The organism is Mesorhizobium hawassense (genome assembly GCF_003289945.1).
Lineage (GTDB): Bacteria > Pseudomonadota > Alphaproteobacteria > Rhizobiales > Rhizobiaceae > Mesorhizobium > Mesorhizobium hawassense.
Genome location: NZ_QMBP01000013.1, coordinates 1 through 18,550, shown reverse-complemented (window position 1 = coordinate 18,550; position 18,550 = coordinate 1). Strand labels below are relative to the sequence as shown.

Sequence of the window (18,550 nt, the reverse complement as noted above, 5' to 3'; positions counted from 1 at the left end):
TGCTCACCTCTCCCCCGGCCGCTCGACGGCGGGAAGCTTTGGAAGGCCGAAAATCGAAAAATCGCCGGTGCGCGCCGGCGCCTCGGTGCGGATCGCCGCGCGCAGCCGGGCCGAGCGGGCGCGTGGATTGGCCGCTGTCTCGGCCTCTCCCGGCGTTACGCCGCCGCCGGCCTTCCGGAAGGTCGCGACGCGCACGGGTGCATCGGGCATGTGGCGCGAGCCGCTGGCCGCCTCGGAACGATCGGCGATGAAGCGCTTGACGATACGGTCTTCCAGCGAATGGAACGTCACCACGGCAAGCCGTCCGCCGGGTTTCAACACCCGCTCGGCAGCCAGCAGCGCTCTCGCCAGCTCGCCAAGCTCGTCATTGACGAAGATGCGCAGCGCCTGGAAAACGCGCGTCGCCGGATGGATCTTGTCCTTCGGCCCTCGCCCGATATGCGTTTCGATGGCGTCGGCGAGATCGAGCGTACGCTCGAAGGGCTTCTTCTCGCGCCGACTCTCGATCATGCGCGCGATGCGGCCGGCATGACGTTCCTCGCCGAGAAAGCCGAAGATGCGGGCAAGGTCGCCTGCCTTGAAGCTGTTGACGACATCGGCGGCGCTCAAGCCTGCCTGCGCCATGCGCATATCGAGCGGTCCGTCGGAGCGAAAGGAAAAGCCACGCTCGCCCTGATCGAGCTGCATGGACGAAACGCCGATGTCGAGCACGACGCCATCGGCGCTCTCGACATGCTCGTCCAGTGTCGAGAACGGCGCCTGGACAAGCCTCAGCCGGCCGCCGGCCTGCTGCTCGAGTGCCCTGCCCGCAGCGATTGCGTCCGGGTCGCGGTCGATGGCGACGACGGAGGCGCCTCGGTCGAGGATGGCGCTGGTGTAGCCGCCGGCGCCGAATGTCCCGTCGACGATCGTCTCGCCCGCCCTCGGCGCGAGCGCGTCCAGCACCTCGGCAAGGAGGACCGGAATGTGACGGGCCAGTCCGCCAACGGCGTGAGGATCATCGCCGTGGCCAGCCATCATTCCGATCGCTCCCCAGGCTTCGTCCCCTGCCGAAGCTGCAACAGCCTGGTCCGCGCTTGCGCCCCATAGGCGGCAAGCCGTCCCGGCTCCCAAACCTGAAAGAAATTGCCACGGCCGACAAAGGCCACCTCGTTCGCGATGCCCGTATGCTCGCGGATGAAATCGGTCATGGTGATCCGGCCGTCCTGGTCCAGCTTCAGAAACGTCCCGTCGCCGTGACAGAAGAACGACATGTCGTCCGCAGTCTGCTGGAACGGGTCTTCCAGCGCGATCCGCTGCTCGTAGCGGTCGAGCAGATCGAGCCCGCCGACATCCATGGCTGGCAGGTCCAGGCAGCGCAACGCGTAGAGCTCGGCGTAACCCCGCTTCTGCACCACGGCGCGGAAGTGCGCGGGAACGGACACCCGCCCCTTCGCGTCGATCCTGTTCACCGCATTTGACAGAAATCGGTCCAATGAACGCTACAGCCGCTTCCGCCGCCGCACCCCTTCCCATGTTGCTCTGCGCGCCCCCGCGCTCGCGATAGATCGCTTCATTCACCGAGGCGAAAACCGACAAACGCACAGCCGCCGCGACTGCCCGATTGGCGTACGCTTCACCCTGACGCGGAACGAAAGCTTGATGTAAATGGGATATCATGGGGCACTATGGGCGTCAACGGGAACAGGCATCACAAACACGCGTGCCACAACCAGAAAGCGCAGGCTGAAGGCATGTCTCGTCTTTATCCTCCATTAAGCCTAACGAACCGTTTAGAGCCCTCTGGCCCAAAAAGACGCGGCTTGCTGCTAACAGCCGGCGCGCATAGCGTCGGCCACGCCTTTCTGACTAACCAAGGACCAAGTTGATGCCAGACAATGCGAAGTCACGCGCCGCGACACTTGCCCACCTGCGCAGCGCCGATTTCGCCAAGGGCGACCCTATCCCCTTGCCGCTGACCATGGCCTCGATCTTCCACGCGCCGGGCGACGCGACCGGCTTCGATCAGTATGGCCGCTTCAGCAACCCGACCTGGCATGCGGTCGAACATGCGCTAGGCCATCTGGAGGCTGCGCAATGCGTTGTTTTTCCTTCAGGAATGGCCGCGATTTCAGCGGCTTTTTTCGCGCTGCTCAAATCGGGCGACCGCATCCTCTTGCCGTCGGACGGTTATCACACGACGCGGGCCCTGGCCGAGCGTTTCTTGAAACCGCTCGGCGTCGCTTATGACGTACGGCCGACCACAAGCATGCTCGATGGCGGCTTCGCCGGCTATCGGGCGGTCTTTGTCGAAAGTCCGTCGAACCCCCGCCTGGACATCTGCGACATCACCGCCGTCGCCAAGGCCGTCCATGCGCAAGGCGGGATCTTGATCGTCGACAACACGACGATGACGCCTTTCGGCCAGCGCCCGCTCGATCTTGGCGCCGACATCGTGGTCTCGGCTGATACCAAGGCGATGAACGGCCATTCGGACGTGCTCTTCGGCCATGTCGCCAGCCGCAATCCCGATATCGTCGCCAGGGTGAAGGATTGGCGCGAGACGGCCGGCGGCATCCCCGGACCGTTCGAGGCTTGGCTCGTGCATCGCGGCCTCGAAACGCTGGAAGTGCGCTTCGACCGCATGTGCTCGTCGGCTGAAACGATCGCCCGGCGGCTGAAGGATCATCGCGCCGTCAGTGGCCTGCGCTTTCCCGGCCTCGAGGGCGATGCATCGCACAATCTGGCGCGTGCCCAGATGGAGCGCTTCGGTTTCCTGATTTCGTTCGAACTCGCCTCCGAGCAACAGGCCGAGGCGTTCATCGACAATTGCCCGCTTATTGAATCGGCGACTTCCTTCGGCGGCGTGCATACGTCAGCCGAGCGGCGCTCGAAACGCGGCGATGCCGTGCCGCCGGGCTTCGTTCGCCTGGCGATCGGCTGCGAGCCGGTCGAAGAGTTGTGGCAGGCGATCGAGGCGTCGCTGGACGAGATTGCTGGCTGAGCAGACCTGTCACGAATTCATGTCATCCGCTTCGATCTTGCGCCGGCCATGCAATATGCGGACGATTTCGATCGCATCGTGACTGACCCCGGTACAAGGTAAGATATTCACCAACGACCAGATGGCGGATACCAGGCGCAATATCGTCGCGCGGAGCACCTGAAAAAGGATGCAGGGCGAGCAAGCTCCACCTCCTCTCCATTGCATCCACGAAACGGACCGCGGCATTGGGACTATGGCTGGCGATGTAGTCGCCGATGTCTTCGAGATCGACCGCCGCTTGAGGAAGCAGCCGATATCTCACTCTTCGAAGCCTTTCGCTTCAGCCATCTTGTGATATTTGGCGCGCGCTCGTTCGATGACCGACGGCCCATCCAGCGCCGGCCCGCTGTCGATCCCTTCCTGCACTAGCTTGCGCAATTCCTCGACAGTATAGCCGAGCAGGTCGCGTCGCTCCTTCCATAGCCTGAGCGCATCGCGGATCACCTCGCTGGCCGAGGCGTATTCGCCGGCCGCGACAACGTCGTCCACAGCGGCCGCCAATTCCGGGGAAAGCGTGATGCTGCGTTTGTCGACGTGACCCATGATGCGCTCCTGTGTTTCAGTCATGGTACGATTTAATCGCACCGCCTTCAAGGAACAGGTGGCTGCGGTAGTAGAGGATTGCACCCAAACGCTGAATCAAAAGTCACGCCTTCCGGCGTAACATTTTGATTTCGGGGAGCTATCGAAACTTTGGAAAAATGCCAGCTGGCCTGTAAGCCGGGTTCTGTATGGCCCTCGCCTCGCGGCGAGAACGTGGCGGCCATTCATCTTGGACGCATGTTGCCATGCGCCTCACGCAACCTACCCGGGCGGTGGGCCGGAAACAGCCCTCGAAGGTTTCCCCTCGTACCGCCCCTATTCGGTTTTGCTCCCGGTGGGGTTTACCTTGCCGCTTCTGTTGCCAGTCGCGCGGTGGGCTCTTACCCCACCCTTTCACCCTTACCGCGGCGGATGCCGTGGCGGTTTGCTTTCTGTGGCACTTTCCCTGGGGTTGCCCCCGCCGGCGGTTAGCCGGCACCGTGTCTCCATGGAGCCCGGACTTTCCTCACCCGCAGCCTTTCGGCTCTCGCGGGTGCGGCCGCCCGGCCAGCTGGCAGCCGCGTATAAAGGGATTCCCGCCTGAAAACGCAAACGAAAAAGCTGACTTGTCCTATTCAACGCTCTCAGGCCGGGCCGGAGGGCGCTCGGCGGCTTTGGGACAACGAGTGGATAATGAACACACGCGGCCCAAATCCGCCTCAGTGGATAAGCCTCAGGCCGGCGAGCCCAGCGCCACCATCTGCACCTTTACCTTGCTGCAATAGGCGGCCGAAATCGGGTTCATCCGCGTCGCGCCATGACCCGCATTGTATTTGAGGATCGTGCCGCAGGTGCTGCCGCCGCCGAGATCTCGCGCCATGGCAAGGTACTTCATGCCGTATTTGATGTTGGTGTCGGGATCGTACAGTCCCTTGGCCGAGCCGGTGTAACCCATCATGCGCGCCGTCGCCGGCTTGATCTGCATCAGGCCGATCTCGCCTGCGCCACCGACCATGTTCGGCCGGAAGTTGCTTTCGATCTTGATGACGGCCGTGGCCAGCGACACCGGCACGCCATAGCTCGCGGCATAGCGGGCAATGATCGCCGAATATTGTCCGTCGCCGGCGGCAGCGGGCGTCGCCGCGGCGGTCTTGCCGGGGTTGATCGAGGCGGTCGTGGTGAGATCGATGGCCTTTCTGCCGCGCTTGGCGCGTTTGGCCGTCGATTTTGTCACCCGGGTTGCGGCGGCCTTCTGCACTCTTGCCGGGGCGGCTCTCGCGGTTTTTGGAGTTTTGGCGCTCGCCTTTGTCGTCACGGGAGCGGCTGCGAGGCCGTTGTCCGCCCTGGGGCTCAGCGGAGCACCGTTGGCTTGATTGAAGGCAAAACTCATCACTCCGGCAGCAACAGCTGCCGCTACAACGGTCAATCTTTGCATGTATTCCTGTTCTGTTAGAACCGCGCGAAGAACTTCACGCAGCTGCGCCAATTCAATATCGGATCATCCGGGAGGATAGAGGCCCGACGACTTGCGGGAGAGGCATTTGGCGGTGGAATTGGCGGCAATGAAGGCGGCGCAATTCACTTTAGGTGACAGATTGTAATTTAAGGAACTTGTCGCGGCTATTTTTCCGGAAGCGCCTGTGCGGAAGCCAGCAGCCTCTGCAGCGTGCGGATCGTCGAATTGTCCGCCACGCCATCGACCAGGCGCCGCCGGAAATGCCGCTGGAACGCCGCCACAACGATTTCCGTCTGCCGGTCGTAATTGCCCGAGATCTCGACCCCATAGCCATAGAGCGCCAGCATCGACTGCAGCGCTTCGACATCGGGGCCGGTGTCGCCGGCCTTCAGCGTAGCGCCCGGTCTTATCGGCGCCGCCGGCACCAGGTGACCGACACCGGCGACGAACAGCGTCCTCCAGGGGAATTTTTCGCCCGGGTCGACCTTCCGGCCCGGCGCCACGTCCGAATGCGCGAGCACCCTTGCAGCAGGAATGGAATAGCGGCCCACGATACCCGCGCATAGATCGATCACTGCGCCGATCTGCCGCCTCGGGAAGGCCTGGTAGCCCAGCGAATGCCCGGGGTTGACGATCTCGATGCCGACCGAGCAGGAGTTGATGTCGGTTCGCCCGAACCAGGAACTCTTGCCGGCATGCCAGGCGCGATCGCTCTCGCGCACCATCTGGATAATGCGGCCGTCCTCATGAACGAGATAATGCGAGGACACTTCACTTGCCGGATCGCACAGCCACGCCTCGGCGCTCTCGCCCGTCGCCATGCCGGTATAATGCAGGACGATCATGTCGGGCCGGAGCGTCTCGCGGCGCGGACCGAAATTCGGCGACACCCGGACCTCGGCACCTGGCTGGTCGGGCAGGAAGCCGCTCATGCGTGCCTGAGGCCCCGCTCGATCATCTCATAGGCGGCGTTGATCGCCGCCACCCTGGTCGTGGCGATCTTGATGAATTCCTGCGGCAGGCCGCGCGCGATCAGCCTATCGGGATGATTGTCCGAGATCAGCTTGCGATAGCGTTTCCTGATTTCCTCGAACGGCTTGCCGCGCTCGATGCCCAGGACGACATAAGGATCGGCGGCACCCAGATTGACGTGCCGCGACAGGATCGCCTCGTAATGCGCCTCGTCGATGCGGAAAATCTCGGCGATCCGATGCAGGAACTGCCCTTCCCGCTCATGAATGAGGCCGTCCGCCTTGGCAATGTGGAACAGGCCGTCGAGGATGTCTTCCAGCATCATGCAGTTCGCATGGCCGGAACCGCACAGTTGCGCCATGCGCTGGGCGTAGATCTCAAACCCGGCAACATCCTGTTGGGCAATGTCGTAGAGGCGCGCCACGTTGCGTGTTTCGCTTGGCGGCACTTCGAAGATTTCCTGGAAGGCGCGCACTTCGTCCTGCGTGACGATGCCGTCGGCCTTGGCCATCTTGGCCGAGAGCGCGATCATCGCCACCGAAAAGGCGACGCGCCGGCGCAAATCCGGGTCGCCGGAAAACACGGTACGCACGGCTTCGACGACATCCGCGACGCCCGAGGACGCCGATGACGAAACACGAGCGATGAAGTCGCCAAGGCGGTCCCAAATCGACATGCCGGCTTCATAGAGCGAACCGGGCGGTTCTATCAAGCCGGGACGATGCCGCAGGTGACAGCCATTATTCGGTCAGGCGCAAAAAAGAAGGCCGGCAATGCCGGCCTTCCTTTGGATCTTTGATCGGCTATCACTGCGCAGGCGCGGCAGGAGCCGGATTTGTTGCCGGAGCCGGTTCAGCGGGCTTCGAAGCGTCGGGCGAAGCCGGCTTCATCGGCTGCTCGTTGGCCGGAGGGTTGGTGCTTTGGGTGGTAGTCTTGTCGGTACCACTGTCGCTACAAGCCGCGATCCCCAACAGGGCGAGCGCCGACAAAGACGCCAGAATGAGCTTCTTCATGGTAATCTCTCCTTCAACACACGCTCACGTTTCGGTGAGCGGTCGCATAGGAAATGCACCAATAGGCCGGCCGGTTTCGTAACGATGCATTTCGATGTGTAACACCAACTTGCGATTGCTGGCGCCGATATCCCGAACTAACAGAACATACGCTTGAAAACACAATGGATAAGCAGAATGCCGGTAGCAGCGGGGACAGAGAAATGGGACTTCTGGATCGACCGCGGCGGCACTTTCACCGACATCATCGGCCGTGACCCGCAAGGCCGGCTGCACCCTCGGAAACTTCTGTCCGAGAATCCCGAGGCCTATGCGGATGCCGCTATCCAGGGCATCCGTGACCTGTTGGGCTTGAACGCCGGCGCAGCCATTTCCGGCGACGCGATCGGCGACGTCAAAATGGGCACCACCGTTGCCACCAACGCGCTGCTCGAGCGCAAGGGCGATCGTGTGCTGCTCCTCATCAGCAAGGGTTTTCGCGACGCTCTGCGTATCGCCTACCAGGCGCGGCCGGATATCTTCGCCAAGGAAATCATCCTGCCCGAGCAACTCTATGAGCGGGTCATCGAGGTCAACGAGCGCGTGCGCGCCGATGGCTGCGTCGAGCGCCTGCTCGACATCGCAGCCTGCCGCCCGGCGATCGAACAGGCCAAGGCCGACGGCATCGACGCGGTTGCCATCGTCTTCATGCATGCCTGGAAATACCCGGAACACGAAAAAGCCGTGGCAAAAGTCTGCCGCAAGATCGGTTTCAGCCAGATTTCGGTCTCTCACGAGGTCTCGCCGCTGATCAAGCTGGTCGGCCGCGGCGACACCACCGTGGTCGACGCCTATCTGTCGCCGATCCTCTCGCGCTATGTGCAACGGGTGGCCAGCGAACTGGGCGCCGGCCCGCGCCTGATGTTCATGATGTCCTCGGGCGGACTCACCGCCGCCGACATGTTCCAGGGCAAGGACGCACTGCTTTCGGGACCGGCGGGCGGGGTCGTCGGCATGGTCGAGACAGCCAGGCTCGCCGACTTCGAAAAGGTCATCGGCTTCGACATGGGCGGCACCTCGACCGACGTTGCCCATTACGACGGCGAATATGAGCGTGCCTTCGACACCGAGGTGGCCGGCGTGCGCATCCGCGCCCCGATGATGCGCATCCACACGGTCGCCGCCGGCGGCGGTTCGATCCTGCATTACGAGGCCGGCCGCTTCCGCGTCGGCCCCGATTCCGCCGGCGCCAATCCTGGCCCTGCCGCCTACCGGCGCGGCGGCCCGCTCGCCGTCACCGACGCCAATGTCATGCTCGGCAAATTGCAGCCCGATTTCTTCCCGGCGATTTTCGGCGCCGGCCAGGACCAGCCGCTCGATGTCGGCACGGTTCGCGGGAAATTCACGGCACTTGCCGCCGAAATCGGCGATGGCCGGACGCCCGAGGCGGTCGCCGAGGGTTTCGTCACCATCGCCGTCGAGAACATGGCCAACGCCATCAAGAAGATCTCGGTGCAGCGCGGCTACGACGTCACGGAATATCTCTTGAACTGCTTCGGCGGCGCCGGGGGCCAGCATGCCTGCCTTGTTGCCGATGCGCTCGGCATGGAAGCCGTGCTCATCCACCCCTTCTCCGGCTTGCTCTCCGCTTACGGCATCGGCCTGTCGTCGGTCTTCGCCTCCCGCCAGCAGGGTTTGCTGCAGCCGCTTGCCGAGGAATCCCGTGCGGCTATCGAGGCACTGATCTTGGCCTTGCGCAGCGAGGTGATCGCCGAGCTTGGCGAGCAGGGCATTGCCGAGGACGTGGTTTCAACCAAGCCTGTACTGCATATCCGCTATGACGGCACCGACACGGCACTGCCGGTGAATTTCGAGCATGGCTCGATCTTCCGCGCCAGAAGCGATTTCGAGGCCGCGCACAAGGCGCAATTCGGGTTCGTCTATGACGACAAGCCGATCGTCGTCGAGACCGTCGCCGTCGAAGGCATGGACGCCGCCCGGCAGGACAAGGCCGAAGCCTACACGCCTGCCGGACCGGCAAGGACCGAGGCCAGGCCCTTGGAGAACCGGCGCCTCTACACCGAAGGCCGCTGGCATGAGGCCGGTGTCTATCGCCGCGAAAACCTGCGGCCATCCCACACCATCGCTGGCCCCGCGCTGATCATCGAGCCGAACCAGACCATCGTCGTCGAGCCGGGCTGGCGCGCCGAAATCACCAACCTCAACCACGTCGTGATCCGCCGCACGGAACGAAAGGCGCGTGCCGCCGCGCTCGGCACCGAGGCCGATCCGGTGATGCTGGAAGTCTTCAACAACCTCTTCATGTCGATCGCCGAGCAGATGGGCGTGACGCTGCAGAACACCGCCTATTCGGTGAACATCAAGGAGCGGCTCGATTTCTCCTGCGCCGTCTTCGACCGCCATGGCGCGCTGGTCGCCAACGCGCCGCACATGCCGGTGCATCTGGGCTCGATGGACCGTTCCGTCGAAACCATCATCCGCCTGAATTCCGGCGACATCCACCCCGGCGACGTCTTCGCGCTCAACGCGCCTTACAATGGCGGCACTCACCTGCCCGACATCACGGTGGTGACACCCGTCTTCGATGATGCGCGCAAAGAGATCCTGTTCTGGGCGGCCTCGCGCGGCCATCACGCCGATGTCGGCGGCACCGCGCCGGGCTCGATGACGCCTCTTGCCACGACGGTCGATGAGGAAGGCGTGCTGTTCGACAATTTCCGCATCGTCGATCGCGGCCGCTTCCGCGAGAAGGAACTGGAGACCCTGCTCACCGACCACCCCTATCCCGCGCGCAATCCCGTCCAGAACGTCGCCGACCTCAAGGCGCAGATCGCCGCCAACGAAAAAGGCGTGGCGGAGCTGCGCAAGATGGTCGCGCATTTCGGCCTCGATGTCGTCGAGGCCTATATGGGCCATGTCCAGGACAATGCCGCCGAAAGCGTTCGTCGCGTGATCGAGCGGCTTCCCGACAGCGCGGCTTACGAATATCCCACCGACACCGGCCAGGTGATCAAGGTGAAGATCACCGTCGACCGGCAAAAGCGCGAGGCGACTGTCGACTTCACCGGCACCTCGAAGGTCGAGAAGAACAATTTCAACGCGCCCGAGCCGGTCGCCCGCGCCGCCGTGCTCTATGCCTTCCGCGTCATGGTCGAGGACATGATCCCGATGAACGCCGGGTGTCTGAGGCCGATCAACATCGTCATCCCCGACGGCTCGATGCTGAAGCCCGTCTACCCCGCCGCCGTCGTTGCCGGCAATGTCGAGACCTCGCAGCATGTCACCAATGCGCTGTTCGGCGCGATGGGGGCGATCGCCAACGCGCAAGGCACGATGAACAACCTCACCTTCGGCAACAGGAAATACCAGTATTACGAGACCATCTGCTCCGGCTCGCCGGCCGGCCGGATGAACTCGGGACGCGGCTTTGCCGGCACATCCGGCGTCCACACCCACATGACCAATTCGCGCCTCACCGACCCGGAGGTGCTGGAACTGCGCTTCCCGGTGGTGTTGGAGGACTTCCACATCCGTGAAAACTCCGGCGGCAAGGGCAAATGGAACGCCGGCGACGGCACGAAGCGCACCATCCGCTTTCTCGAAAAGATGGAATGCGCGATCCTGTCCTCCCACCGTAACCGACCGCCCCAGGGCCTCGACGGTGGCGGCGATGGCGAGGCCGGCTCGACCAAGGTCAGGCGCAACGACGGCTCAATCGACGTCTTGAAAGCCTGCGACCAGACCACGCTCGATGCCGGCGAAGCCGTCATCGTCACCACGCCGACGCCCGGAGCGTTCGGAAAAGTGTGAAATTCGCGTCAGCCTGCCGTCAACAGGCTGTCACCTGCCTGTCATGACGCTGCGCTACCCGCTTGCGCCAACGCAAACGGGGAATCACCTTTCCATGTCGGACGTATCCGGAGAACTCGTTTATCGTCGAGGCAAGGAAGTCGGAAAGGCCGTCTATCAGAACCGCGCATTGTCGAAGGACGGCATTTCCGAGCGGCTCTTTGCCTTCCTGTTCTCCGGCCTGGTCTATCCGCAGATCTGGGAGGACCCGGATGTCGACATGGAGGCCATGCAGCTCGGCGCCGGCCACCGGGTCGTCACGATCGCCTCGGGCGGCTGCAACATTCTGGCCTACCTGACCCGTTCGCCGGCCAGGATCGACGCCGTCGATCTCAACGCCGCCCACATCGCGCTAAACCGCATGAAGCTGGAGGCGGTGCGCCATTTGCCGTCGCAGGGCGACCTGTTCCGCTTCTTCGGCGCCGCTGGAACCAGCCACAATTCGGACGCCTATGACCGCTTCATCGCGCCGCATCTGGATGCGGTCAGCCGCCATTACTGGGAGCGCCGCAACTGGCGCGGCCGCCGCCGCATCTCGGTCTTCGACCGCAACTTCTACCAGACCGGCCTGCTCGGCCTCTTCATCGCCATGGGCCATCGCGTCGGCAAGCTGTTCGGCGTCGACCCGGCCGGCATCATGAAGGCTGAGAACATCGGCGAGCAGCGCCGCTTCTTCAACGAGGAGCTGGCGCCGGTCTTCGACAAGAAGCTGTTGCGCTGGGCGACGTCGCGCAAGGCCTCGCTGTTCGGCCTCGGCATTCCGCCGGCGCAGTATGACTCGCTGATCACCTCCGGCGACGGCTCGATGGCAAGCGTCTTGATGGCGCGGCTGGAAAAGCTCGCCTGCGACTTCCCGCTGAAAAACAACTATTTCGCCTGGCAGGCCTTCGCCCGCCGCTATCCGCAACCCGGCGAAGCAGCGCTGCCCGCCTATCTGGAACAGCGCAACTACAAGACGATCCGCGACAATATCGACCGCGTCGCCATCCACCACGCCAATCTGATCAAGTTCCTGGCCGCCAAGGATGCGGGCACGGTAGACCGCTTCGTGCTGCTCGACGCGCAGGACTGGATGACCGACGACCTGCTCAACGATCTATGGACCGAGATCACCCGCACGGCTTCCACCGGTGCGCGCGTCATCTTCCGCACCGCGGCTGAGCCCAGCCTGCTGCCTGGCCGCCTTTCCAATTCGCTGCTCGACCAATGGACTTACGAGAGCGAGGCCTCGCGCGAATATTCGGCCCGCGACCGCTCGGCGATCTATGGCGGCTTCCACCTCTATGTAAAGCGCGCCGCATGAGCACGACGGAGCTGCCGGCCGGCCATGCCGAACTGATGGACGGCGTCTACCGCTGGCAGCGCCACATCTACGACCTGACCCGCAAATACTACCTGCTTGGCCGCGACAGGCTGATCGACGGGCTGGACGTGCCGCAAGGCGGCACCGTGCTGGAGCTCGGCTGCGGCACCGGCCGCAACATCGTGCTCGCCGCCCGTCGCTATCCGGACGCCCACTTCTTCGGCCTCGATATCTCCGCCGAGATGCTGGAAACGGCGGGCGCGGCCACCGCTCGCGAAGGCTTGTCCAACAAGGTCAACCTGGCGCGCGGCGACGCCACTGATTTTGACGCCAAGGCTCTCTTCGGCATCGAGCGCTTCGACCGCGTCTTCGTCTCCTATTCGCTGTCGATGATCCCCGGCTGGGAGAAGACGGTTTCAGCCGCGATTGCCGCGCTCGCGCCTGGCGGCTCGCTGCATGTTGTCGATTTCGGCCAGCAGGAAGGCCTGCCGCGCTGGTTCCGCTCCCTGCTGCGCGGCTGGCTGCGGAAATTCCATGTCACGCCGCGCGCCGCGCTGCGCGACGTGCTTGAATCGGAATCGCAGCGCGCCGGCGCAACCTTCCGCTTCAGAACGCTTTATCGCGGTTATGCGTGGCTGGCGGTCATCAAGATCATCTGACCCTGCTTTTGGGGCCTCGGCCCAAGAAAGCCCGTTGTTCCAGCCTGCCGTGAGGGGGAGCAAGAGGAGCTGCTACAGTTCGCATTGTCGAATGACCCAAAGAGTGGTACATTAGCTCAGCATTCGGGCGCATGTGATGATCGTCGGCTTCAGAGATGGATGGCTGCGGACTTTCTTTGTGGACGATACCCGCTCTCGCAACATTCCATCCGATCTCGAAAGCCGCTTGTTCCGCAAGCTCCAGATGATCGACGATGCGGCGACTGACCAGGATTTGCGGGTGCCGCCCAGCAATCATTTCGAGAAGCTGCGCGGCAATCTCGAAGGCTGTCATTCCATCCGCGTCAACAAGCAATGGCGGCTGGTCTTTCGCTGGGACGGCAGCCGGGGTGAGGCGTCGGACATCTATCTCGACGACCATAGCTATAAGTGAGGTGAGACATGTTGATGACTGCACGCAAGCCCGCAACCGTTGGCGAAATCCTCACGGAAGAGTTCATGCAGCCGCTCGGCTTGACACAGGCGGCTCTGGCCGAGGCGATGGGCGTCCAGCGCAAGCACGTGAACGAACTGTGCAACGACCGCCGCAACGTTACCGCGGCAACCGCGCTCATCTTGGCGAGAGTGTTTGGCAACAGCCCGGATTTCTGGCTGAACGTCCAGCGCCGCAACGATCTTTGGCAAGTCATGAACTCGCCTGACGAGCGGGCGCGTGTGGATCGCGCCAAACCTTTGCCGACCGCCGCATAGACAAGCTGGCGGCGCCTGTCGATCACATGCCTCAGTGCAGCGACTTGACCAGCGCGCCCACCATCGCTTGTGGACGATAGCCGAGCTTGGCCGGCGTCAATCCGAGCCGCACCACCACCAGATGCTCCGACGGGATGATAGCCACCGTCTGGCCGTCATGGCCCTCCATCCAGTAGGTATCCTTAGGCAGGCCGGCGGCCGCGCCCGCGCCAGGCTTTTCCTCGTCGCCCGGTCCCTCGATCCAGAGCTGACCCTTGCCGTAGACCTTCGAGGCCGCCGCCGGCTTGCGCATCCAGTCGACGAAGCCGCTGGGCAGGATCTGGTTGCCGTTCCAGGTTCCCCCCTGCAGCAGGAACTGGCCGAAGCGCGCCCAGTCATGCGCCGTGGCGTAGAGATAGGACGAGCCGACGAAGGTGCCCTGCTCGTCGGTTTCGAGCACGGCGCTGTGCATGCCGAGCGGCTCGAACAGCGCCGCCCGCGGCCAGGCCAGTGCCTTGGCTTTGTCGCCGACCGCGTCCTGCCACAGTCGCGACAGCATCACCGCCGTTCCGCTCGAATAGGAAAACACCTTTCCGATCTCGCCGGTCAGCGGCTTCGCCTCGGCGAAACGCGCCATGTCCGGCTCGAGATAGAGCATGCGCGTCACGTCGGCGACGTCGCCATAATCCTCGTTGAACTCCAGCCCGCTCGACATCGCCATCATGTCGGCAAGGCTGATGGCGGCGCGCCCGTCGGCCTTCCACGGCGCGAACAGACCCTTGGCGTCGACGGCGATCTTGCCGTCCTTGACCAGCGTGCCGACGATCGCGGCATTCACCGTCTTGGTCATCGACCAGCCGAGCAGCGGCGTCTTGGCCGAAAAGCCGTCACCATAGCGCTCGGCGACGACGCGGCCGTTCTTCACCACCACAATCGCCCGCATGCCGGTGCCGGTCATAGCCGCGTCGTCGACGATTTTTGCGATCTCGGGGTTCTGCGAAGGATCTACCTGCTCACCCTCGGGCCAAAGCGCGTTCGGCTGTGTTGCATCCACCGGGCCGGCATGCAGCGATGTCTGCCGTGCCTTGCCGGTGTCGCCGTCGGGAACCGAGGCGCAGCCGACACCGTCGCGCTCCACCGCGACGCTTTTGCCGAGCACCCAGAGCAGGCCGGCCGAAACCAGTCCTCTCTCCTTGTCGACGGAGACTTTCATCAGCTTTAGCAACGGATGGCCGGGCGCCTGCACGTCGACGGCCAGGACCTGGTTGGCGTCGCGTCCGGCGATGAAGACGTTCGAGCAGACGATCTTGGCCGAATAGCCGGAGCCGACGCGGATCAGTTCCGGCGGCGCGAAATAGAGCCAGGCAAAAAGTGCTGCCACCGCCAGGACCACGAGGCCGAGCAGCCATTTGATGAACTTCACGACAGCCCGCATCTTTTCCGCCTTTGGATTCGCCGGCACGATTTATGTCATCGATTTGCCGCCATTGCCTCCGCAAAATCATCTGCGTCGTCGAGCACCGTCAATGGATTATCAACCATGTTCGGCGATCAACTGGTTTCATGTCGCCCAAAAGTGCGCAGCGGTTTTGGGACAACGACACGGACAGACAATGAGGCTTAGGGCGGTCCTGTGGGGCGACCGTCCGGAGGGGGCCTGCGCAAGCAACGGCCATCTGCAAAGACCCATCAGCGGCCGGCTGAACCCGGCTTGGGGAATGCCATGCGCCGTCTTGCGGCCATCTTGATGCTGACGCTGCTGGGCGCCTGCTCAACGGTGGACGATCTTTCGCCGCTGTCGCCTTCCGCGCAGACGGTTGCCGTGCGCGCGCCCAAATTCGAGGACTCCAAGCCGCACGAATGGGACAGCGGCGCGCCGTGGAACTACGCCATCCACGGCACGGATGTTTCCAAATACCAAACCTCGGTCGACTGGCCGGCGGCCAGGGCCAGCGGGATCTCCTTCGCCTTCATCAAGGCGACGGAAGGCGGCGACCGCTTCGACGAATATTTCAACGAGCACTGGGCGCGCACCAGTGCCGCCGGAATTCCGCGCGCGGCCTATCATTTCTTCTATTTCTGCACGCCCGCCGAGACCCAGGCGCGCTGGTTCATCGCCAATGTTCCGAGAGACCCGTCGGCGATGCCGCCGGTGCTCGACATGGAATGGAACCCGAAATCGCCGACCTGCAGGCTGCGGCCGGACCCGGCGACGGTGCGCGCGGAGATGACCACCTTCCTCGAAATCGTCGGGCGGCATTACGGCAAGAAGCCGATCATCTACACCTCCATCGACTTCTTCGACGACAACCAGTTGGCGACCTTCCGCGGCTATCCCTACTGGCTGCGCTCGGTCGCGGGCCACCCGCGTGAGAAATATGGCAGCCATCCCTTCACGTTCTGGCAGTACACCGGAACCGGCATCGTGCCCGGCATGACCGGCAAATCCGACATCAACGTCTTCAACGGCTCGGAAGCTGCCTGGAAGAAGTGGCTGCGGCAGAACACCCGTTGACATCCGATCTCCCGCCTGCTTTTCGACACGGCGGGCGGCGAAACATGCAACCGCTGGTAATCTGGAGCAGCGCACTCGTCCGAGTGCCTGGCGGCTCCTGAGCTTTGAAATCCTCGCATGCGCCTGTCCGATCCCGGTCCGGGGTCACGATGGGGCCATGCGCCGGTCTCGAAAGGGAAGCGATGCGATTGCGCGTTGAAATCCTGGCGGCGCTGTTTGTCGGCGTGTTTGCACTGCCCGCCGCGGCACAGGAATGCGGTGGCGACTTCGGGGCCTGGAAGCAGGGCGTGGCTGCCGAAGCCAAGGCGGCCGGCGTCGGCGCCGTCGGCCTAGACGCGCTGGAAGACGCCGCCATCGACGAGCGGGCGTTGGCGCGCGACCGTGCCCAGGGCGTCTTCACCCAGACCTTCACCGAATTCTCCAACCGCATGATTTCTGGCTATCGCCTGAAGCAGGGCGCCGCCAATCTGAAGAAATATGCCGACGTCTTCGCCCGCGCCGACAAGGAATTCGGTGTCCAGCCGGCCATCATCGCCGCCTTCTGGGGGCTGGAGACCGATTTTGGCGCCGTGCAAGGCGATTTCCACACGCTGAATGCGCTGGTCACGCTCTCGCATGATTGCCGCCGGCCCGAGCTCTTCCGGCAGCAATTGGTGCCGCTGCTGACGCTCATCGACCGCGGCGTGCTGCCGGCCGACGTCGAGGGCGCCTGGGCCGGCGAGATCGGCCAGACGCAGATCCTGCCGACCGACTACCTTGCCGAGGGCGTCGATGGCGACGGCGACGGCAAGGTCGATCTCAGGAGCAGCGTGCCCGACGTCATCATGACGACGGCCAACAAGATCATGTCGCGCGGCTGGAAGCGCGACCAGCCCTGGGTCCAGGAAGTGCGCGTCCCCGACGATATGCCGTGGGACCAGACCGGCCGCACCAACAAACTGCCGCTGTCGCAATGGGCTGAGTGGGGTGTTACCGAACCCAACGGCAACCCGCTCATCGACAACGGGTTGAAGGCCGGCCTGGCATTGCCGATGGGCCGCAAGGGCCCCGCCTTCCTGACCTACGACAATTTCGACGTCTATCTGGAATGGAACCAGTCCTTCACCTATGCGCTGACCGCGGCCGTGCTTGCCACACGTCTTGCCGGCGCGCCGCAATTCGATCCGCGCACGCCCGAGCAGGGCCTCAGCGGCGACCAGATGAAGGCGCTGCAGACCAAGCTCGAAGCCAAGGGCTATGACGTCGGCACGGTCGACGGCATTCTGGGCACCAACACGCGCGAAGCGATCCGCAAGGAGCAGATGCGGCTCGGGTTGCCGGTCGATGGCTGGCCGACGCCGGACTTGCTGGCGAAGCTGTAGTCATTCAGGAGCGGTGAATGGGCCGTTTCGACTCAAAGAACAGCTACACCCGGCTTACCGCGTCGCCGAGGCCGAGATCGAGGCGTTCTATACCTCTCTCACAGCGACCGCGTTCGATCAGCAGTCGATGGTCGACTTGGTTCGCCACATACGTTCCGCATATGCGGAGGGCAGATTCCACGCCCTCACCTCGATGCACACGCTGGTCGTGAGCGTGAACAATCCTATCGAACTCGACCGCGAAAACCTGCGAATGGATTATCACTTCGCCGAGCGCGAATGGGAATTCGACTACCGGTCAATGCCCTTCAAACCGGCCGAATTTACCAGGCGCTATCCCGCATCGTCCGGAATCGAGAAATTCGATGCCTTCGTGAAGATGCTAGGCTGGTAGTCCGCCGTCTCCGGTATGTTCCTAGACTCTTTCACGTTTTGACGGAAGCGTATCCGGCGTTTGCGAAGTAGTTGCTGCATTCGGCTGTCTCGATTGTTTCGACGAGGTGGCCGATGTGGCGCCAAGTGTCCTCGACGGTGCGTTTCTGCGCTTGGCGCATACAGTGTTTGATCTTGGCGAAGGCCTGCTCGATGGGATTGAGGTCCGGGGAGTAGGGCGGCAGGTACCAGAGCCTGGCGCCGGCGGCCTTGATCAATTGCCTGATGGCCGCTGACTTGTGGCTTCCAAGATTGTCCATGATGACGATATCGCCCGGCTTTAGCACAGTGACGAGCTGCTGCTCGACATAAGCGCGGAAGCATTGGCCGTTGATTGGCCCGTCGAAGACGCAAGGCGCCGCGAGCCGATCGCAGCGCAGTCGCCGAGGAAGGTCAGTGTGCGCCAGTGGCCATGTGGAGCCAGGCCGCGCAGCCGCTTGCCTTTCGGCCCCCAGCCGCGCAGCGGAGCCATGTTGGTCTTGATCCAGGTCTCGTCGATGAAGACCAGGCACTGCGGATCGAGGCCTGTCTGCCAGGATCGCCATCGCTGGCGCCGACGGGCAATATCGGCACGTGCCTGTTCAAGGGCGAACAGCGTTTTTTTTGAAGCTCAGCCCCTCGCGGCGCAGGAATTGCCATACCGCATTGTGCGAGACCTTGACCCCGCGATCGGCCAACTCATCCTTCAGACCGTGCAGCGTCAGATGCGGCGTC

The 18,550-nt window shown here is 63.4% G+C and carries 18 protein-coding genes, 1 other RNA gene and 1 pseudogene; 9 read left to right on the top strand and 11 right to left on the bottom strand.

The features are described 5' to 3' along the window. Nucleotides 1–3 precede the first annotated feature (3 nt). Nucleotides 4–1,020: a 16S rRNA (cytosine(1402)-N(4))-methyltransferase RsmH gene (gene rsmH / locus DPM33_RS23885; RefSeq protein WP_112099868.1), complete on the bottom strand. Its 1,017-nt coding sequence runs from the start codon at nucleotides 1,018–1,020 to the stop codon at nucleotides 4–6. Next, on the bottom strand, nucleotides 1,017–1,475 hold the full coding sequence (mraZ, locus tag DPM33_RS23880; protein ID WP_112099867.1) for a division/cell wall cluster transcriptional repressor MraZ: 459 nt from the start codon (nucleotides 1,473–1,475) through the stop codon (nucleotides 1,017–1,019). The genes rsmH and mraZ overlap by 4 nt, the downstream gene beginning before the upstream one ends. A gap of 392 nt (nucleotides 1,476–1,867) precedes the next feature. Here mraZ and DPM33_RS23875 point away from each other — a divergent pair, with 392 nt between their 5' ends. Next, on the top strand, nucleotides 1,868–2,983 hold the full coding sequence (locus tag DPM33_RS23875; protein ID WP_112099866.1) for a cystathionine gamma-lyase: 1,116 nt from the start codon (nucleotides 1,868–1,870) through the stop codon (nucleotides 2,981–2,983). A 22-nt stretch (nucleotides 2,984–3,005) separates the two neighbouring features. Here the strand turns inward: DPM33_RS23875 and DPM33_RS23870 are convergent, their stop codons facing one another. From DPM33_RS23870 to DPM33_RS23840, 7 genes are all read right to left on the bottom strand, one after another. Beyond that, a complete protein-coding gene (locus DPM33_RS23870; protein WP_245442346.1) occupies nucleotides 3,006–3,287 on the bottom strand; it encodes a type II toxin-antitoxin system RelE/ParE family toxin in 282 nt (93 codons plus the stop codon). Then, nucleotides 3,284–3,568, bottom strand: coding sequence for a type II toxin-antitoxin system ParD family antitoxin (locus tag DPM33_RS23865; RefSeq protein ID WP_112099865.1), 285 nt, complete (start codon nucleotides 3,566–3,568; stop codon nucleotides 3,284–3,286). Before DPM33_RS23865 ends, DPM33_RS23870 begins: the two co-directional genes overlap by 4 nt. 157 nt (nucleotides 3,569–3,725) lie before the next feature. Beyond that, nucleotides 3,726–4,122: RNase P RNA component class A (gene rnpB / locus DPM33_RS23860), an RNA gene on the bottom strand. 158 nt (nucleotides 4,123–4,280) lie between these two features. Next, nucleotides 4,281–4,982, bottom strand: a complete 702-nt coding sequence (locus tag DPM33_RS23855) for a lytic transglycosylase domain-containing protein (RefSeq protein WP_112099864.1) — start codon at nucleotides 4,980–4,982, stop codon at nucleotides 4,281–4,283. 185 nt (nucleotides 4,983–5,167) lie between these two features. Beyond that, the gene (locus tag DPM33_RS23850) at nucleotides 5,168–5,935 is read right to left on the bottom strand and encodes a peptidoglycan recognition protein family protein (protein WP_112099863.1); all 768 of its coding nucleotides are present in this window, start codon (nucleotides 5,933–5,935) and stop codon (nucleotides 5,168–5,170) included. Then, nucleotides 5,932–6,651, bottom strand: coding sequence for a J domain-containing protein (locus DPM33_RS23845; RefSeq protein ID WP_112099862.1), 720 nt, complete (start codon nucleotides 6,649–6,651; stop codon nucleotides 5,932–5,934). Before DPM33_RS23845 ends, DPM33_RS23850 begins: the two co-directional genes overlap by 4 nt. Before the next feature lie 130 nt (nucleotides 6,652–6,781). Beyond that, nucleotides 6,782–6,988, bottom strand: coding sequence for a hypothetical protein (locus DPM33_RS23840; RefSeq protein WP_112099861.1), 207 nt, complete (start codon nucleotides 6,986–6,988; stop codon nucleotides 6,782–6,784). 177 nt (nucleotides 6,989–7,165) lie between these two features. On the opposite strand from DPM33_RS23840, the gene DPM33_RS23835 reads away from it, so the two are divergent. The 5 genes from DPM33_RS23835 to DPM33_RS23815 all read left to right on the top strand — a co-directional run bounded on the left by DPM33_RS23835 (nucleotide 7,166) and on the right by DPM33_RS23815 (nucleotide 13,549). Beyond that, nucleotides 7,166–10,798: a hydantoinase B/oxoprolinase family protein gene (locus tag DPM33_RS23835; protein ID WP_112099860.1), complete on the top strand. Its 3,633-nt coding sequence runs from the start codon at nucleotides 7,166–7,168 to the stop codon at nucleotides 10,796–10,798. A gap of 43 nt (nucleotides 10,799–10,841) precedes the next feature. Beyond that, nucleotides 10,842–12,140, top strand: a complete 1,299-nt coding sequence (locus tag DPM33_RS23830; RefSeq protein WP_112099859.1) for a BtaA family protein — start codon at nucleotides 10,842–10,844, stop codon at nucleotides 12,138–12,140. Next, entirely contained in the window at nucleotides 12,137–12,799 is a 663-nt protein-coding gene (locus DPM33_RS23825; RefSeq protein WP_112099858.1) for a class I SAM-dependent methyltransferase, read from the top strand. The genes DPM33_RS23830 and DPM33_RS23825 overlap by 4 nt, the downstream gene beginning before the upstream one ends. A gap of 136 nt (nucleotides 12,800–12,935) precedes the next feature. After that, nucleotides 12,936–13,232, top strand: a complete 297-nt coding sequence (locus DPM33_RS23820; RefSeq protein WP_112099857.1) for a type II toxin-antitoxin system RelE/ParE family toxin — start codon at nucleotides 12,936–12,938, stop codon at nucleotides 13,230–13,232. 8 nt (nucleotides 13,233–13,240) lie between these two features. Beyond that, a complete protein-coding gene (locus tag DPM33_RS23815) occupies nucleotides 13,241–13,549 on the top strand; it encodes a HigA family addiction module antitoxin (RefSeq protein WP_112099856.1) in 309 nt (102 codons plus the stop codon). A 31-nt stretch (nucleotides 13,550–13,580) separates the two neighbouring features. Here the strand turns inward: DPM33_RS23815 and DPM33_RS23810 are convergent, their stop codons facing one another. Next, complete coding sequence (locus DPM33_RS23810) at nucleotides 13,581–14,963, bottom strand: serine hydrolase domain-containing protein (protein WP_112100032.1); 1,383 nt, start codon at nucleotides 14,961–14,963, stop codon at nucleotides 13,581–13,583. Between the two features lie 288 nt (nucleotides 14,964–15,251). On the opposite strand from DPM33_RS23810, the gene DPM33_RS23805 reads away from it, so the two are divergent. The 3 genes from DPM33_RS23805 to DPM33_RS23795 all read left to right on the top strand — a co-directional run bounded on the left by DPM33_RS23805 (nucleotide 15,252) and on the right by DPM33_RS23795 (nucleotide 17,798). Then, nucleotides 15,252–16,043, top strand: coding sequence for a glycoside hydrolase family 25 protein (locus DPM33_RS23805; protein WP_112100031.1), 792 nt, complete (start codon nucleotides 15,252–15,254; stop codon nucleotides 16,041–16,043). 182 nt (nucleotides 16,044–16,225) lie between these two features. Further along, on the top strand, nucleotides 16,226–17,404 hold the full coding sequence (locus DPM33_RS23800) for a lytic murein transglycosylase (RefSeq protein ID WP_112099855.1): 1,179 nt from the start codon (nucleotides 16,226–16,228) through the stop codon (nucleotides 17,402–17,404). A gap of 13 nt (nucleotides 17,405–17,417) precedes the next feature. After that, entirely contained in the window at nucleotides 17,418–17,798 is a 381-nt protein-coding gene (locus DPM33_RS23795) for a hypothetical protein (RefSeq protein WP_112099854.1), read from the top strand. A gap of 31 nt (nucleotides 17,799–17,829) precedes the next feature. On the opposite strand, the pseudogene DPM33_RS23790 reads toward DPM33_RS23795, so the two are convergent. Next, a pseudogene (locus DPM33_RS23790) lies at nucleotides 17,830–18,550 on the bottom strand (IS630 family transposase); the annotation flags it as partial.

Bases quoted from the DNA above. Each gene is read 5' to 3' on its own strand.
- rsmH (WP_112099868.1), bottom strand. From the start codon at position 1,020: ATGATGGCTGGCCACGGCGATGATCCTCACGCCGTTGGCGGACTGGCC.
- DPM33_RS23875 (WP_112099866.1), top strand. From the start codon at position 1,868: ATGCCAGACAATGCGAAGTCACGCGCCGCGACACTTGCCCACCTGCGC.
- DPM33_RS23865 (WP_112099865.1), bottom strand. From the start codon at position 3,568: ATGGGTCACGTCGACAAACGCAGCATCACGCTTTCCCCGGAATTGGCG.
- DPM33_RS23855 (WP_112099864.1), bottom strand. From the start codon at position 4,982: ATGCAAAGATTGACCGTTGTAGCGGCAGCTGTTGCTGCCGGAGTGATG.
- DPM33_RS23850 (WP_112099863.1), bottom strand. From the start codon at position 5,935: ATGAGCGGCTTCCTGCCCGACCAGCCAGGTGCCGAGGTCCGGGTGTCG.
- DPM33_RS23845 (WP_112099862.1), bottom strand. From the start codon at position 6,651: ATGTCGATTTGGGACCGCCTTGGCGACTTCATCGCTCGTGTTTCGTCA.
- DPM33_RS23840 (WP_112099861.1), bottom strand. From the start codon at position 6,988: ATGAAGAAGCTCATTCTGGCGTCTTTGTCGGCGCTCGCCCTGTTGGGG.
- DPM33_RS23835 (WP_112099860.1), top strand. From the start codon at position 7,166: ATGCCGGTAGCAGCGGGGACAGAGAAATGGGACTTCTGGATCGACCGC.
- DPM33_RS23830 (WP_112099859.1), top strand. From the start codon at position 10,842: ATGACGCTGCGCTACCCGCTTGCGCCAACGCAAACGGGGAATCACCTT.
- DPM33_RS23825 (WP_112099858.1), top strand. From the start codon at position 12,137: ATGAGCACGACGGAGCTGCCGGCCGGCCATGCCGAACTGATGGACGGC.
- DPM33_RS23820 (WP_112099857.1), top strand. From the start codon at position 12,936: ATGATCGTCGGCTTCAGAGATGGATGGCTGCGGACTTTCTTTGTGGAC.
- DPM33_RS23815 (WP_112099856.1), top strand. From the start codon at position 13,241: ATGTTGATGACTGCACGCAAGCCCGCAACCGTTGGCGAAATCCTCACG.
- DPM33_RS23810 (WP_112100032.1), bottom strand. From the start codon at position 14,963: ATGCGGGCTGTCGTGAAGTTCATCAAATGGCTGCTCGGCCTCGTGGTC.
- DPM33_RS23805 (WP_112100031.1), top strand. From the start codon at position 15,252: ATGCGCCGTCTTGCGGCCATCTTGATGCTGACGCTGCTGGGCGCCTGC.
- DPM33_RS23800 (WP_112099855.1), top strand. From the start codon at position 16,226: ATGCGATTGCGCGTTGAAATCCTGGCGGCGCTGTTTGTCGGCGTGTTT.